At 34.0% G+C, this 16,784-nt stretch carries 12 protein-coding genes; 9 read left to right on the top strand and 3 right to left on the bottom strand.

What is annotated here, in order from left to right:
* The first annotated feature begins 23 nt into the window (after positions 1-23).
* From H9661_RS06980 to H9661_RS06940, 9 genes are all read left to right on the top strand, one after another.
* Positions 24-3,602, top strand: coding sequence for a DNA polymerase III subunit alpha (locus tag H9661_RS06980; protein WP_423738978.1), 3,579 nt, complete (start codon positions 24-26; stop codon positions 3,600-3,602).
* A gap of 422 nt (positions 3,603-4,024) precedes the next feature.
* Positions 4,025-4,984, top strand: coding sequence for a 6-phosphofructokinase (gene pfkA, locus H9661_RS06975; protein ID WP_143315962.1), 960 nt, complete (start codon positions 4,025-4,027; stop codon positions 4,982-4,984).
* A gap of 86 nt (positions 4,985-5,070) precedes the next feature.
* Positions 5,071-6,489 carry a pyruvate kinase gene (gene pyk, locus H9661_RS06970; protein ID WP_143315961.1) on the top strand — a complete coding sequence of 473 codons (1,419 nt, stop codon included), beginning with the start codon at positions 5,071-5,073 and terminating at the stop codon, positions 6,487-6,489.
* Between the two features lie 253 nt (positions 6,490-6,742).
* Positions 6,743-8,143 carry a glycoside hydrolase family 1 protein gene (locus H9661_RS06965; RefSeq protein WP_191767989.1) on the top strand — a complete coding sequence of 467 codons (1,401 nt, stop codon included), beginning with the start codon at positions 6,743-6,745 and terminating at the stop codon, positions 8,141-8,143.
* Between the two features lie 102 nt (positions 8,144-8,245).
* Positions 8,246-8,953 carry a GntR family transcriptional regulator gene (locus H9661_RS06960; RefSeq protein WP_143315959.1) on the top strand — a complete coding sequence of 236 codons (708 nt, stop codon included), beginning with the start codon at positions 8,246-8,248 and terminating at the stop codon, positions 8,951-8,953.
* 207 nt (positions 8,954-9,160) lie between these two features.
* Complete coding sequence (locus H9661_RS06955) at positions 9,161-9,520, top strand: DUF1540 domain-containing protein (protein WP_185966754.1); 360 nt, start codon at positions 9,161-9,163, stop codon at positions 9,518-9,520.
* 132 nt (positions 9,521-9,652) lie between these two features.
* Positions 9,653-11,026: a 23S rRNA (uracil(1939)-C(5))-methyltransferase RlmD gene (rlmD, locus tag H9661_RS06950; protein WP_191767988.1), complete on the top strand. Its 1,374-nt coding sequence runs from the start codon at positions 9,653-9,655 to the stop codon at positions 11,024-11,026.
* Between the two features lie 340 nt (positions 11,027-11,366).
* Positions 11,367-11,696 (top strand): helix-turn-helix domain-containing protein, encoded by a 330-nt coding sequence (locus H9661_RS06945; protein ID WP_063442202.1) that lies wholly within the window; start codon positions 11,367-11,369, stop codon positions 11,694-11,696.
* 2 nt (positions 11,697-11,698) lie between these two features.
* A complete protein-coding gene (locus tag H9661_RS06940; RefSeq protein ID WP_035355261.1) occupies positions 11,699-12,751 on the top strand; it encodes a DNA cytosine methyltransferase in 1,053 nt (350 codons plus the stop codon).
* Positions 12,752-12,793: 42 nt separating this feature from the next.
* Here H9661_RS06940 and H9661_RS06935 read toward each other — a convergent pair whose 3' ends face one another.
* From H9661_RS06935 to H9661_RS06925, 3 genes are read right to left on the bottom strand one after another with little or no spacing between them, the layout of a single operon-like run.
* Positions 12,794-13,750, bottom strand: coding sequence for a restriction endonuclease PLD domain-containing protein (locus H9661_RS06935; RefSeq protein WP_082831366.1), 957 nt, complete (start codon positions 13,748-13,750; stop codon positions 12,794-12,796).
* 14 nt (positions 13,751-13,764) lie between these two features.
* Positions 13,765-15,624, bottom strand: coding sequence for a Z1 domain-containing protein (locus tag H9661_RS06930; RefSeq protein ID WP_063442200.1), 1,860 nt, complete (start codon positions 15,622-15,624; stop codon positions 13,765-13,767).
* An 11-nt stretch (positions 15,625-15,635) separates the two neighbouring features.
* Positions 15,636-16,784 (bottom strand): restriction endonuclease PLD domain-containing protein, encoded by a 1,149-nt coding sequence (locus H9661_RS06925; RefSeq protein ID WP_145677659.1) that lies wholly within the window; start codon positions 16,782-16,784, stop codon positions 15,636-15,638.

Raw genomic sequence — 16,784 nt, 5'->3', positions numbered from 1 at the left:
ATATAGTTAAGGAGATGATGAACTTGGGTGAAAAGAAATTTTGCCATCTTCATCTTCACACAGAGTATAGCTTGTTAGATGGGTCAGGGAAAATTCCTAAACTTATCAAAAAGGCTAAAGAGCTTGGGATGGAAAGTATAGCTATTACAGACCATGGAGTTATGTATGGTTGTGTAGAGTTTTATAAGCAAGCTAAAGAGCAGGGCGTTAAACCAATATTAGGTTGTGAGGTTTATGTAGCAAGTAAATCAATGGATATAAAGCAACCTGATAAAGAAAATCGCACAGCTCATTTAGTGCTTCTAGTGAAGAATGAAGTTGGTTATGAGAATTTAATGAAGATAGTTTCAGAAGCTTCAATTAGAGGGTTTTACTATAAGCCAAGGGTTGATCATGAGTTTTTAAGTAAACATAGTGAAGGGATAATAGCTTTAAGTGCTTGCCTTGGTGGAGAAGTTCAAAATTATTTACTAAGAGATGAATATGATAGAGCAAAAGAAGTTGCTTTATTGTATAAAGACATTTTTAAAGAAGGATTTTATTTAGAAATTCAAAATCATGGCATGGAAGAGCAGAGAAAAGTTAATGAAAATAATATAAAAATATCTAGAGAAACAGGAATCCCTTTAATTGCAACTAATGATGTTCACTACATAAATCAAAAAGATTCAAAATCACATGATATTTTAATGTGTATTCAAACAGGTAAAACAGTTGATGATGAAAATAGAAGAAGATACCCTTCTGATCAATTCTATCTAAAGTCTCCTGAAGAAATGTGGGATATGTTTTCATATGTTCCAGAGGCTTTGGAGAATACAATAAAAATAGCAGAAGAGTGTAATTTTGATTATAAGTTTCATGATTCAAAATTACCTAAGTTCCCGCTGCCTGAAGGGGTAGAAGCCTTTAAATATTTAAGGGACAATTGTTATAAAGGTTTAATTTCTAGATATGACGTATTTCAAGATTTAAATAAAAAAGAATATAACCTAGAAGCAATAAAAAAGTTTGCAGAAAGTAATGAAGAAGCAAAGAGCTATGTTGATAGGCTTGAATATGAACTTGGTGTTATTAAGCAAATGGGATATGTAGATTACTTTTTGATAACTTGGGATTTTATAAGATTTTCTAATGAAAAAGGAATACCTACAGGCCCAGGTAGAGGATCAGCTGCAGGATCTATAGTTGCATTTACTCTTGGCATAACTAAAATTGACCCTATAAAATACAAACTTATCTTTGAGCGTTTTTTAAATCCGGAAAGAGTAAGCATGCCTGATATAGATTCTGATTTCTGCTATGAAAGAAGACAGGAAGTTATAGATTATGTTGTAGAGAAGTATGGGGTAGACGATGTTTCACAAATAATTACGTTTGGTACTATGGCGCCAAGAATGTGTATAAGAGATGTTGGAAGAGCTATGAATTATTCATATGCAGAAGTTGATAGAATATCAAAAATGATACCTACTATGTTGGGAATAACAATAGATAAGGCATTAGAATTAAATCCAGAGTTAAAATTAGTCTATGAGAGTGATGAGAGGGTAAGAAACCTTATAGATATTAGTAAGGATTTAGAAGGGCTTCCAAGGCATTCATCAACTCATGCAGCGGGGGTTGTTATATCATCTAAACCTTTAGTTGAGTATGTACCACTTCAAAAAAATGAGGATATGATAGTAACTCAATTTGGAATGACAACATTAGAAGAACTAGGTCTTTTAAAGATGGACTTTCTTGGACTAAGAACTCTTACTGTTATGAATGATGCAGTTAAGATGATTAAAGAAAATAGAGGTATAGAGATAGATTTAGATAAGATAGACTTTGATGATAAAGAAGTTTATAAAATGATAGGAGAAGGAAAAACAGCAGGTGTATTCCAATTAGAATCTCCTGGGATGACTTCCTTTATGAAAGAGTTAAGGCCAGATAATTTAGAAGATATCATAGCTGGAATATCATTGTATAGACCAGGTCCTATGGCTGAGATACCAAAGTATGTGGAATGTAAAAGAAATCCTAGTAAGGTGCAGTATCTAACTCCTGAACTTGAAAGTGTTCTAGATGTAACATATGGCGTTATGGTATATCAGGAACAGGTTATGGAAATTGTAAGAAAGCTAGGGGGATATTCTTGGGGGAGAAGTGACCTTGTTAGAAGAGCTATGTCAAAGAAAAAACATAAGGTCATGGAAGAAGAAAGAAAGAATTTTATATATGGAATACTTGATGGTGAAGGGAATGTTGAAGTTCCAGGATGTATAAGGAATGGAATTAGTGAAGAAATAGGAAATAAGATATTTGATTCTATGATGGATTTTGCGTCATATGCATTTAATAAGAGTCATGCTGCAGCCTACGCTGTTGTAGGATATCAGACAGCCTACTTAATGAAGTATTATCCAGTGGAAACTATAGCGGCTATGCTTAACTCTGTTATGGGGACAAGTGAGAAAGTAGCTCATTACATAAAGTTTGCTGAAAGCTTAGGAATACAGGTGTTACCTCCTGATATTAATGAAAGTTATTCGAAGTTTACTGTTAAAGGAGATAGTATAAGGTTTGGTTTAGGGGCAATAAAAAATGTAGGATTTAATGCAATTGAAAGTATAGTAAAGGCAAGAGAAGAAAAAGATACTTTTAATTCATTAGAAGATTTTATTGACAAAATAGATATATCATCTGTAAATAAGAGGGCAGTAGAAAGTTTGATTAAAGCAGGAGTCCTTGATAACTTTAATGTTTTCAGATCCAAGTTGCTAGCTGTATATGAGAAGGTAATGGATGGAGTATCAAGTGAAAGAAAAAGAAATATAGATGGACAGATTAGTCTTTTTGGATTAGCAGAAGATACAATAGATTTACCTAAAGTGAATTTCCCAAACATTAAGGAATTTAATAAAAAGAATTTGCTAGCTATGGAAAAAGAGATGACTGGGTTATATTTGTCTGGGCATCCATTAGATGAATATAAAAAAAGTTTAGATTTACAAACTTCAACCAGTATAGAAACTGTGTTTAAGTCTTATGAAATGCTTCAAGAAAGTGTATCCAATGATATTGATGGAGAATTATTAATAGAGGATCCTCCGTTAAATGATAATGATACAGTTATTATTGGTGGGATACTTACAGACGTTAAGCAAAAGGTGACTAGAAACAATACTATGATGGCATTTTTGGTTTTGGAGGATTTAACTGATAGTATAGAAGTTATTGTATTCCCAAGAACTCTGGATAAACTTAGAGACTTAATCCAAGTTGATTCAATAGTTAAAATAAAAGGTAGAATAAGTCTTAAAGAAGATGAATTGCCTAAGTTAATTTGTGAAAATATAGAAGGACTAGAAAAGGTAAATTCTGAAAAAGTTTATATTAAGGTCGAAAATGAAGAGAAAGTTAGAGAAGTTAATAGAGAACTTAAGGGATTAATTGAAGGATTTGAAGGAAATACTGCTATTTATGTATTTGCAGCGGACAAAAAACAATATTATAGGTTGAATAGAGATAAGTGGATCAATTCTGAAAGTGAAGTCGTTGAAATGATAAAAGAAAAGTATGGCATAGAGAATGTGAAAATTGTAGATTTATAATATAATTTATATGACGGGATTTTGTAATTATTACGAAATTCCGTCATTATTTTATGTTGAAAAAATAATGAAAAAATACGGAATTAATTGAAATAATATTAAGAAAAACATTGGTAAAATGCGAAAAAGGTCAAAATTAGCATGCTAAAATTGATAAATACTTAAATGAAAATTATTACAATAATCAATTCGTGAAAAATATATAAATTATCTATAAAATTACTTTATGTAGGGTATAATATAGTTATGGTAAATAAAACTATAAATTTGTAGTTTTGTGCAAAAACAAGTGTAAAAGTTCTGCAAATTCCATTGATAAATCTTCATAATTTTTGTACAATAGAAGTCGGTAATTAATAAGTGGACAGATTTAACATATATGGGACTTTTGATGTCCCGGCTGTGTGTAAGGAGGAACAAAAATGAAAAAGATAGCTATTTTAACAAGTGGAGGAGACGCTCCAGGAATGAATGCTGCTATTAGAGCTGTAGTTAGAACAGCTTTAGAGAACGGACTTGAAGTAATGGGCGTTAAAAGAGGATATGCTGGATTAATTAATGGTGAATTATTCAACATGGACAGAACATCAGTATCAGATATTATCCAAAGAGGTGGAACAGTTTTAAGAACAGCAAGATGTCTTGAATTCAAACAAGAAGAAGTAAGAAAAAGAGCTGTTAAGATACTTAAAGCATATGGTGTTGATGCACTAGTTGTAATAGGTGGAGATGGTTCATTTATGGGAGCAAAACTTTTGTCGAAATTAGGAGTTAAGACAGTAGGACTTCCAGGAACCATTGATAATGATTTAGCTTACACAGATTATACAATAGGATTTGATACTGCACTAAATACTGTAATAGATGCAATAAATAAGATAAGAGATACTTCTACTTCTCATGAAAGAGTTTCAATAGTTGAAGTAATGGGAAGACATTGTGGAGATATAGCTGTTCATGCAGGAATTGCAGGTGGAGCAGAAGCTATATTGGTTCCAGAATTAGGTTTTGATAAAGATGCTTTATGCAGAAAGATTTTAGAAGGTAAGGCCGCTGGAAAGATGCATAACTTAATTATTCTTGCAGAAGGAATTGGTGGAGCATTTGATCTTGCTAAAGAAGTAGAAGAAGTAACAGGAATAGAAACAAGAGCAACAATTTTAGGACATACACAAAGAGGAGGAAGCCCAAGTGCTTTCGATAGAGTATTATCTTCAAAAATGGGAGCTAAGGCTGTGGAAGTTTTACTAGAAGGAAAAACTTCAAGAGTTATTGGAATCAGAGATAATAAAATTGTAGATGATGATATAGATGAAGCATTAGCTATTGAAAGAAAGTTTGATGAAGAACTATATAGTATCGCCGAAGTGTTGTCAAAATAATTAGTTATAAATTTAATTTATTATATATTTAATTTATTAATTCTTATAAAAGGTGAATTTGAAAACAAAGAAGGAGTGTAATTTTCATGAGAAAAACTAAGATGATCTGTACAATAGGTCCAGCTAGTGAAAGTGATGAAATTTTATCAAAGGTTATAGAAGCAGGTATGAATGCTTCAAGACATAACTTTTCACATGGAGACCATGCTGAACATGGCGGAAGAATAGAAAAGGTTAAGAGATTATCAAAGAAATATAACAGAGAAATAGCTATAATTCTTGATACTAAGGGACCAGAAATAAGAACTGGAAAGTTTGAACCAAGTAAGCTTGAATTACAAAAAGGAACAGACTTTACAATATATGCAGGAGAAGAAGTTATAGGTGATACTACTAAGTGTTCAGTAACTTATGCAGGTCTTGCAAAGGATGTTAAATCTGGAGACACTATCTTAATAGATGATGGTCTAGTTGGATTAACAGTTAAATCAGTAGAAGGAAATAAAGTTCATTGTGTAGTTAACAACACAGGTCTTGTAGGAACTCATAAAGGAGTTAATGTTCCTGGAGTTTCAATAAAACTTCCTGCTTTAACTGAAAAGGATGCAGCAGATCTTAAGTTTGGTTGTGAAATTGGAGTTACTATGATAGCTGCATCATTCATAAGAAAAGTTGATGATGTATTAGCTATAAGAAAGTTATTAAAAGAAAATGGTGGAGAACACATCCTAATTTGTTCTAAGATAGAAAACCAAGAAGGTGTTGACAATATAGATTCTATATTAGAAGCATCAGATGCAATAATGGTTGCAAGAGGAGATCTTGGAGTTGAAATTCCAATAGAAAATGTACCAGCAGTTCAAAAGATGATAATCCAAAAGTGTAACGCAGCAGGAAAGCCAGTTGTAACTGCTACACAAATGCTTGATTCAATGATTAGAAATCCAAGACCAACAAGAGCAGAAGTATCTGACGTTGCAAATGCTATCTTAGATGGTACAGATGCAATAATGTTATCAGGTGAAAGTGCTAATGGTTCATACCCAGTAGAAGCTGTTCAAACAATGGCTAAGATTGCTGAAGAAACTGAAAAGCAATTAAAGTATGAAGTAGCTGTTTCAACTGCTAAGACTCATAAGCCAGCAATTTCTGGAGTTATTTCAAGAGCTACTTGTAATGCTGCAAATGAATTACAAGCTGCTGCAATAATATCATCAACTCAAAGTGGTGCTACTGCTAAGAGAATATCTCAATGTAGACCAGAATGCCCAGTTATAGCTGTTACACCTTCTGAAAAGGTAGCTAAACAATTAGCATTCTCTTGGGGAGTATTCCCAATCGTTGCTGATAGAATGCAATCAACAGATGATATGATGGAAAAATCAGTATCAATAGCTGAAGAACATGGATTTATAACAAAGGGAGATACAGTAGTAGTAGCTGCTGGAGTTCCAGTTGATAAAATAGGTGCAACTAACTTAATGAAAGTTAGCGTTGTAGAATAATTTATCTTAAAAAGTTCCTGAGAAATCAGGAACTTTTTTTTATAATGAAGGAAGTTGAACTATATAAATTTGTTAGTAAAGCTAAGTGGTCTATGTAAGTAAAGTAAAAATAACTAAAAAATGACGAAAAAAGTCTTAAGGAAATCATTTACAAAGGCAAGAAAATACTATAAACTATATTTGTACCTATAAATTATATATATTACAATGAATTTTGTTTATGGGCAAAAATATAGTTAAGGAGGATTAATTGATGAAATTTCCAAAGGATTTTTTATTCGGTGCAGCATCTGCAGCTTATCAAGTAGAAGGTGCATGGGATGAAGACGGTAAAGGCGTTTCAAATTGGGATGTATTCTCTAAGATACCAGGAAAGACGTTTGAAGGAACAAATGGAGATGTTGCTGTTGATCACTATCACAGATATAAAGAAGATGTAAGGTTAATGGCTGAAATGGGATTAGAATCTTACAGATTTTCAGTATCTTGGCCAAGAATTATGCCAAATGGTGATGGAAAAGTTAATAAAAAAGGATTAGATTTTTATAATAACTTAATAAATGAATGCTTAAAATATGGAATTGTACCTTTTGTAACTCTTTATCATTGGGACATGCCTCAAGTATTAGAAGAAAAAGGAGGATGGACGAATAAAGCTACAATAGATGCATTTGTAAAATATGCAGAAACATGTTTTAAAGCTTTTGGTGATAGGGTAAAGCACTGGATTACATTTAATGAAACAATAGTATTTTGTAAATCAGGATATATGAGTGCAGCACATCCACCAGCTATTGAAAATGACCAAAAGAAATACTTCCAAGCAACGCATAATGTATTTGTTGCACATGCTAAATCAGTGGAAGTATATAAAAAGTTAAAACAGTATGGTGAAATTGGAATAACTCATGTATTTAATCCTGTGTTTAGCATTGATAATAATGAAGAAAATGTTGATGCGGCTGAACATGCTAATAATTTTGAATTATATTGGTATTACGATCCTATATTAAAGGGAGAGTATCCAGAATATGTTTCTAACATTTTAAAGGAAAGAAATGTTTTACCAGATATGACTCAAGATGAATTAGATGTATTAAAGAGAAATGCAGATAATAATGATTTCATTGGATTGAACTATTATCAACCAATGAGGGTAGCTAAAAATCATGATATAAATTCAAATGAAAAGCAAAGTCCTACTGGAGCTGCTGGTGGAGTGTATTTCGATGGATATTTTAAATCAGTTGTTATGAAAGATAAAAAATATACAAAGTGGGGATGGGAAATATCTCCTGAGGCTTTTGTTGATGGGACCAAAATGCTTAAGGAAAGATATGGCGATATAAAATTATATGTTACTGAAAATGGATTAGGGGACATAGATCTAATTATTGAAGATGAAATTTTAGATGTTCCAAGAGCTAAGTTTATTGAAGAACATTTAAGAGCTGTTAAGAAAGCAATTAGTGAAGGGGTTAATTTGAAAGGATATTATGCATGGTCTGTAATAGATTTATTAAGCTGGCTAAATGGGTATAAAAAGCAGTATGGATTTATATACGTAGATCATAATAACAATTTGGCAAGAAAGAAAAAGTATTCTTACTACTGGTATAAGAATGTTATAGAGACAAGAGGGGAAGAACTTTAGCATATCTTATGATAAAAAACTCTTTACATAATTTGTGAAGTGTGTTGCAATATAATTATGTAAAAGTTTTAAACTTAATTAGCTATGTAGGAGGAATAATAGGTGGCGATAAAATATAAAGAAATAGGAAATTCAATAGAAGAGAATATAATATCTGGAGTATATGAACAAAGTAAGAAACTTCCTACAGAAGAAGAGCTAATGAGAGAATATAAAGTAAGTAGGAATACTATAAGAAAAGCAATTAGTTTGCTCGCGGATAGGGGATATATATATCAGGTTCAAGGAAGTGGGATTTTTATTAGGGAAACGTCTAAGGAAGGATATATTACATTAGGTAATATGAGAGGATTAACTGGAGATTTTCCATCAAAAAAGATAACTACAAAGCTTCTTGAGTTAAGGGTAGAAGAAGCTAGTGAAGAAATTGCAGAGAAAATGAGGTGTGCTGAGGGGACAAACCTCTATTTTGTAAAAAGACTTAGATTTTTGGATGAGGAAAATTTTGCAGTGGAATACTCCTATTATAATAAGGATATTGTACCTTACTTAAATAATGAGATAGTGGAAAAATCTATATATGAGTATATACGTAAGGACTTAAAACTTAATATAGGTTTTGCGGACAAAATTATTTATTGTGATAAATTAGATGAAGAGCATAGTGAGCTTTTGTGTCTGGATGAAGGGGATCCAGCAACTATAATAGAGGATACTGTGTTCTTAACAAATGGGTTAATATTTGATATATCGAAAGTAATTTATAATTATAAGATGGCTAAGATGCTAAGTTTAGCAAGTTATAAGTAAAGTTAACAAAAAGTTTACAAATAGAGTTAAATATATTAGGATATAATGTATATTACAATATAAAATAAGGTATAATCTTATTATGGAATTAAATGGCAACTGATTCTGTACTTGCACCCGTAAGGGTGCATTTTTTTGTATTTAAGAATAATTTTTCATAATATGTTTAGACTAAAATATAAAATGAATATATTAGGAGTAAGTGAAATGGTTAAATTAAATTGTACAGCAAGAAGTTGTGTTTATAATGAAGGGGGATTATGTTCCGCTCAAGAAATATTGGTTCAGGGGATAAATTCTAATACAAGTGAGAATACATACTGCTCAAGTTTTAGACTTGATACAGTATCAAATGAATTCAGGGCCATAGGAAGTACAAATTTTCCTGGAGAAGTAATGCAAATTTTTTCTTCACAGGATGAAATAAAATTAAGCCCACTAGTAAATTGCCATGCTAGAAACTGCTTTTATAATGGAGGTGGAATATGTGGGGCAAGGGATATCTCTGTAATGGGAGATGGAGCTAGAGAAGAAACAGAGACAATGTGTGAAACATTTATTAAATAATAAGTTTATGGCTATTATATACAGAAATTTTCTGATTTATAATTTGAATTATATATTATTTACTAACCTAGAATCCAAATTAAAATATATATGATATAATTTATTGAAGTTAAATTTAAAGGGTGATTTTAATTGGTAGAAAAGAATAAGGAATATATTTTAGATATAATAGCTGAAGGGTATGAAGGAGAAGGTATAGCAAAATTAGATGGCTTTCCGATCTTCATAGAAGGCGCATTAGCTGGTGAAAAGGTTCGTGTTAAGATAGTAAAGGTAAAAAAGAGCTACGCATATGGTAAGCTTGAGGAGATAATAGAAAATTCACAAATGAGAGAAGAACCAAAGTGTGATCATTTTAAGAGATGTGGCGGTTGTTCTGTGCAACATATGAACTATAAGAAACAGTTAGACTTTAAGTGGGAAAGGGTAAGAGACTGTGTTTCTAAAATAGGTGGCTTGTCTAAGGAATTAGTTAAATATCCACTAGGAATGGAAAGTAATCCATATAGATATAGAAACAAGGTGCAGCTTCCTATAGGTAGAGTTAATGGAAAGATAGTAGTAGGCTTCTATGCACCAAGGAGTCATAATATAATAGATATAAACAGTTGCTTAATACAAGATGAAGTAGCAGATAGAGTTAGTAGAATAACTAAGGATTGGATTATTAAAAATAATATAGAACCAGCGACTTTAGATGGAGAATATAATCCTAAGGGAATAGTAAGGCATATCATGATAAGGAAAGGTTTTAAGACCGGAGAAGTAATGGTAGTCTTAGTTACAACCAATAAGGATGTACCTAACTTGGAGGAATTAAAAAAATTACTTATAGAGTCAATAGAAGGACTTAAAAGTATTGTATTAAATGTAAATCCTAAAAATACTAATGTTATATTAGGTGAAGAATGTAAAACTATATATGGCAGTGACACTATACAAGATTACATAGGTGAATTTAAGTTTAATATTTCACCATTATCATTCTTTCAAGTTAATCCAGTTCAGACAGAAGTTTTATATAATAAGGCATTAGAATTTGCTGGTCTTACAGGAGAGGAAACTGTATTTGATGCTTACTGCGGTACAGGAACTATAACTCTATTTCTATCTCAAAAGGCTAGGAAAGTATATGGTGTTGAAATAATAGAGCCAGCAATTATTAACGCTAGAGAGAATGCTAAGGTAAATAATGTGGATAATGTTGAGTTTACTGTGGGCAAATCTGAAGAAGTTATTCCAGCACTAATCAAAGATGGAGTGAGGGCTGATGTTATAGTTGTTGATCCTCCTCGAAAAGGTTGTGATGCTAAGCTATTATATGCTATAGGAGAAACAAAACCTGAGAGAGTTGTTTATGTTTCTTGTGATCCTAGTACTTTGGCTAGAGATTTAAAGATATTAGATGATGTTGGATATAGGACTGTGGAAGTTCAACCAGTTGATATGTTTCCACAAACGGCGCACGTTGAGTGTGTTGTCTTGATGTCAAGGGTGGAGAAATAGGGGCTACTCAAACGCTGATAAATAAAGGATTTCCAAGGTTGGAAGGTTTTCTGCCTGATGTCTGGCAGTGCCTTTCAATCTTGAAAATCCTTGTTTTTGTTTATTTGGGAAACATGTCGACCGTAAAAATGTGTGTAGGGTTGTGGAGACAGATTAGATGACTTCATAGGGTTGTGGAGATAGGATAGATAACAGATAGATTAAAATATCTGAATTGATTTATATAGTTTTTAGAAAAGGCTTTACATTTATTAATATGGTGCTGCGCTTATGCAGCGTAAACTATAAAGTTGCTTGACTTATTGCAGCGAGTATGTTATTCTTTCATAGAGGTGGTAGTATGTCTGAATTAGGCAATCGATTGAAAGAAAGTCGCAACAAAAGTGGTTTAAGCCTAAAAGAGGTATATGAAAAAACCGGTATAACAGATTCAAGACTTAGCAAAATTGAGAGAGGACAGATAGATTGTACTCCTGATGATTTAAAAAGACTTGCACATTTATATAACATTCAAATTATACCTCTTTATGAGTTGGCTGGTTACCTGACTAAAGAGGATATTGTAGAATATCAATTTGTGTTTCAAGGTGTTTCTTCTCTTGATGAAGAGGAAATGCAACACATTCAATCGCAAATCGATTTTCTTAACAAAAAAAGGAAGGTTGATTAGATATGATTTTTAGGCTTGGAGAATTATTTTGCGGTCCAGGAGGGATTGCGTGGGGCGCCATGAATGCTACTATTGAAGACCCAAACTTTTCGATTGTACACCAGTGGGCAAATGATTATGATGCGGATACCTGTGAAACATATAGATTAAACATATGTCCCGATGCTCCTCATACTGTTTACCATGAGGATATTCGTAAATTTGATATGTCAAAACTAGCCCCGATTGATGCGTTGGCATTTGGTTTCCCATGCAATGACTATAGTGTTGTTGGTGAGCAAAAAGGTATGGACGGGGTATTCGGTCCCTTGTATTCGTATGGTGTCAAAGCTCTAAAACTGTTTAAACCCAAGTGGTTTTTAGCGGAAAATGTTGGAGGACTTAGAAATGCAAATGATGGGAAAGCCTTCACTATGATCCTCAAGGAACTAAGGGAAGCTGGCTATACAATTAAACCTCATCTCTACAAGTTTGAGGAATACGGAGTCCCTCAAGCAAGGCACCGTTTGATTATCGTTGGCATACGGGATGACATCGATGTTGAATTTAAAGTCCCATCAACAGCGCCTTATGTCGGAATCGATAATACTTGCAAAAATGCAATAGAAAATCCCCCTATTCCAGAGGATGCATATAATAATGAATTGACAAGACAATCCGAAACTGTTGTTAGAAGGTTGCAGCATATTCTACCTGGACAGAATGCATTTACAGCAGACCTTCCAGAAGATTTACAACTTAATATTAGAGGGGCAAAAATAAGTCAAATATATAAGAGGCTCGATCCAACAAAGCCTTCCTACACGGTTACAGGAAGCGGTGGCGGAGGAACACACATTTATCATTGGGAAGAACCACGAGCATTGACTAACAGAGAGCGGGCTAGATTACAAACTTTCCCTGATACTTATAGATTTATAGGAAGTAAAGAGAGTGTACGTAAACAAATAGGAATGGCGGTACCTTGTCAGGGCGCAAAAATCATTTTTGAGGCAATTTTGAAGAGTTTTGCTGGAATTGAATATGAGAGCGTAGAACCAAGTATTAAAGAATGAGAAAGCAGTTACTTTGTAGTAAAAGCAAAGTAACTGCTTTGTTTATACATGGAAATCCATAAAGTACTGCTCATCGTCGATTTTGTAAAAGGTAACATCTGTTCTTCCGTAGTTTAGTAAATCTTGTTTTGTTACGAATGCGCCATTTCCAAGACCTAAACGGTTTCGAAAGTATTCTCCGAGCTGAGCATTGCTAAGAGGTGTTGTAATTGCCTTATCGTTTTGTTGCTCAACTCTTAGGAGCAGAGTATGCCCATCGTCTGTAATAACAGTAAAATGTTGTTTACCTAACGGGAAGAAATCACTTCTTGCAATTTTTGCAGGAAGATGTATATAAGCTTCGTTTTTATTTCTGCCCTTTCGTTGTCCCCAATTTAATCCAGACTTTTCTCCAACTTCACCCTTATTTGTGAGAAGCGATAGAGTTGTAGAAGTAATACCCTCGCCAGCCAAAGTGGTTAGAGGCTTGTTTTCAGCATCAAGAATTTGATGTGTTGGACGGAGAACGATATGGTCTTCGACCTCAGCATGGTTACAATAGATTGAATTTGCTTCAACTTCTTCATAAAACTTATAAGCTTCTTCTGGATCACAGCATACTACTATTTCTTTTCTGGATTGGATAAATGCATTCTGTACAAAATCAGCAGAACCTGTATAGGCCTGTACTGGAGATTCTCCCTTTAGCCATATATACAAATTTGCGTGAACTGGAGGGTTTTCGCAAACATAACTACATGAAAAGCTATCCACTGCATTTGGGTATGTTTTGCCATGAAGTTCTATAAAGCCCTCATGTATAGGTACACTTAACCCATCGTAAGGAACCATTCCTATAAGTAATGAAATATTTACAGGGTGCATATTTTGCTCTTGAAAACTCTTAATAAGCCATGATGCCATATTAGGGGTAGCATATCCGCTTAATATCAATAAAGTGTCCGCTCCTTGGAGTGGAGGGGCAAATAAAATTCTTTTTGCTATGTTGTTGGTTAACATCCATTCTTGCCCTCCTATGCTTCTTCTATAGTTTCTTCAGACACATCATAATACATGGTATCGTGAGGAAGTTTAATATTCGGCACCCAGAGTGCTTTTCCCCCCCATCCCTTAGTACCAGTCACTTGATACATGGTCAGAACTACTTTGTCATGGAAAGTGCCACCTAGTTTCCAGTCGTTCGGAGACAACAAGGCTCCTGTCCCTTGTGCAACATCTCTTCCTCTTCTGACAATCAAAATCCCCTGTCCAGCTGGTTGTTCTGAAAGAAGTGTATCAATGACAGAAAGGAATGCATCTAACTTGAAATCCGGGCTGGCAATAATGTGGGATAATATTTTTTTAATTAACCTCAAATTTACCTGGTAATAAGGATCATCATCGGAGAAAGGCTCCAATAGTTTTGTTATATCATCTATGGTGTTATTATCTGGATAGAACGGATAATAGTTCGTCCCACCTGAAAGGATATTGACTCGTTTGTTATCAATAACATTCCTTCGAGTTGGATTCAATCCAACTGGATAATAAATTTTTATGTTTTCAATTCCTTGCTCTACTTGTGCGATAATGGCATTATTAGTAGCGTTAATGTCCGCAAATAATTTATAGAGTTGTTCATCTATAAATATCTTCATCATGCCAGAGTCTCTGTCATAACCAAACATCCTACTATGTTGCCACATAGTATCAGCCTGGGGCTTTTTGCTGGTTCTTGTATAATAAATTGTCTGTAGCCCTGGAAAAGTTACGCCTCGGCCTAGAGTGTTTCCGCCTACGATAAAATTACAGCCTGTTGCATAATCTGGACTCTCAACATCTGTTTTTCCATTCATAACAAGAATTTTTATACCTTTGTTTTCCAACAAATCCTTAGTAGTTTTATAGATAACTTCAAAAGAAAGTTTCTCACTTTTATTGGGTTCTAAAGAATCATAGTGGGTTTGTAATTCTGTGATGAATTCGGTATTGATATGCTCCATACACCAATCTAGTTCCTTTGCGACATCGTCAGCAAAACGCTGGTGGACATTTTGTCGTACACTCGGATGTAGAAGGCAATTTGACACTTTTCCTTTTGATGCCAAAATCTGAGCAGATACAGCAAGGTGGCGTATAACAACACTTCGTGTAGGTCGTTTGATTGTTTCAAGAAAATCAATGCATTCAGGTTTACCGCTTGTTGGAAAGAAAAAGTCCCCACCTAAATAGCCATCCCCTGGATGGAAGTAGTATGTAAAATATGGATGCCAACCAGATGCAAGGGTCTGTAATAAGATTGCTTGAGGCGTACCTGTAACCTGTAGGTATAAGCTACTTGATGCTCCATTTTTTATAGAATCCAGATATCTATTAATTGATGACTGACTATTACGGTTTATTAGAGTATTTAAGGAAGCAGCATCCGCCTCATCATCAACGATGAATAGAGGATTGCCCTTCATAAAGCCTGTAGAATTAAATACATTTGCCCACAATCTTAGTACTCTTGCATTTTTCTTTAGAACGACAACGGCTGGCTTAACAAGGCTATTTTCAATAAATAAGCCTGAGTCGTTTTCGCCACAAATACAGAAACCGTCTAAGTCGTCTCTAACTCGATCTAAGGTTTGTTGTTGCAAGACAACATTGTCTGTTGTGAGTAAGATGAATGCGGGAAATCCTAAATCTGCAGCTTTGCACATAACGCCAAACATTTGACCAGTTTTTCCAGATTGCACATTACCGAACAACAAGCCAATCTCATGACTTATAAATGAAAAATTGCGAATATGTTGATTACCAATATCTTCAGCTGTTTTGGAAATGGACTCAGCTAATTTTTCGTTACCTCGCTCTTTTATTTTTTGCAGGTATGTTTTTAAATACTGCATTGATACACCTCTCATTCGTTAGTAATAGTTTCAAACGATAAAACCCACACATCAAGCTCGGTGCCATCTTCGTCCAATGCTTTCTGATCCGTTTTTGAAAGTACAAGGCTATCGCAACCGTATGCTTGTAACATTTCTTTCGTAATCATTCCCTTACGATCAGTATCAGCTTGGGTGTCATTAACTGGTGTTACTAAACCTGCAGCTGCAAGTCTACCTTTAATCCAACGACCAAGAATGAGTTCATCGCCAACAGCACTGAATTGTTTATTGCCATCGCTTGTGGTATGAGCTTTAAACCAATAGCCATCATCGGTTACAACAAAAAAAGGCTTGTTTTTTTCAGGATAACCTTCTGAACGAGTTATCGCTTTGCTAACGGTCAATTGAGTTTCGTACCAATCACGGGATTTCCTTTTACTTCGTGGTGCGGCATAGCTAACATTTATATTTGACTTTGTGAAATGCTTACCATCATCCATATGCCGCTCATCGTAAGCAGGAACTTTTAATGGCAGTACAAAAGAAACATCTGTTTTATGCTGTTCATAAAGCTGTACACCAGTTTGGGGAATCTGTGTTACCGTATCAATGCCACTAAGTGATGTGTTAATTTCCCTGATTATTGGCATTCCTGTAATGTTAGCGATATTATCAGAGCAGTTCTGAGCCTTTAACTTCTCTAAGAATTCTGCAATTTCTTTACATTCAGTAGCATCATCAGTAATCGATGAGATTTCATACTGCCTACGGTTATTAGCATCTAATTTGATTACACCTAAGTTTGCGGAACCAATTATAGAAGAAAAAGGTTGCCCATCTTTATAAAAGCAGTATACTTTTCCATGATATTTGAATGCTTTTACGATCTTAATTTCACCTATACCAGTCTCTGTCCATTTTTTGTTGATTTCTAAAGCAGTATTATATGATCCTTCTGGCATTCCTTCGATGAAGTACATTCCAATGGTAAGACATATATTTGATATATTATGCTCTTCGACCAGATTGTCGAGTTCTTCCAAGGCAGCACGAGAAATATATCCAACCGCGATTTCAACACGGTCTGATTTTGCAATCTGCTCGTTAAAACAATCTATAATTGTTTGTTGACCCTCTGATGTTCCAAGAGGTAGGATGTTTGAATATAACAGTTTCAT

The organism is Clostridium cibarium, assembly GCF_014836335.1.
Taxonomy (GTDB): Bacteria; Bacillota; Clostridia; order Clostridiales; family Clostridiaceae; genus Clostridium; species Clostridium cibarium.
This window is presented reverse-complemented; position numbering and strand designations above follow the sequence as displayed.

Excerpts from the sequence above, each read along its gene's own strand:
- pfkA (WP_143315962.1), top strand. The coding sequence starts at position 4,025 with ATGAAAAAGATAGCTATTTTAACAAGTGGAGGAGACGCTCCAGGAATG.
- pyk (WP_143315961.1), top strand. The coding sequence starts at position 5,071 with ATGAGAAAAACTAAGATGATCTGTACAATAGGTCCAGCTAGTGAAAGT.
- H9661_RS06965 (WP_191767989.1), top strand. The coding sequence starts at position 6,743 with ATGAAATTTCCAAAGGATTTTTTATTCGGTGCAGCATCTGCAGCTTAT.
- H9661_RS06955 (WP_185966754.1), top strand. The coding sequence starts at position 9,161 with ATGGTTAAATTAAATTGTACAGCAAGAAGTTGTGTTTATAATGAAGGG.
- H9661_RS06945 (WP_063442202.1), top strand. The coding sequence starts at position 11,367 with ATGTCTGAATTAGGCAATCGATTGAAAGAAAGTCGCAACAAAAGTGGT.
- H9661_RS06940 (WP_035355261.1), top strand. The coding sequence starts at position 11,699 with ATGATTTTTAGGCTTGGAGAATTATTTTGCGGTCCAGGAGGGATTGCG.
- H9661_RS06935 (WP_082831366.1), bottom strand. The coding sequence starts at position 13,750 with ATGTTAACCAACAACATAGCAAAAAGAATTTTATTTGCCCCTCCACTC.
- H9661_RS06930 (WP_063442200.1), bottom strand. The coding sequence starts at position 15,624 with ATGCAGTATTTAAAAACATACCTGCAAAAAATAAAAGAGCGAGGTAAC.
- H9661_RS06925 (WP_145677659.1), bottom strand. The coding sequence starts at position 16,784 with ATGAAACTGTTATATTCAAACATCCTACCTCTTGGAACATCAGAGGGT.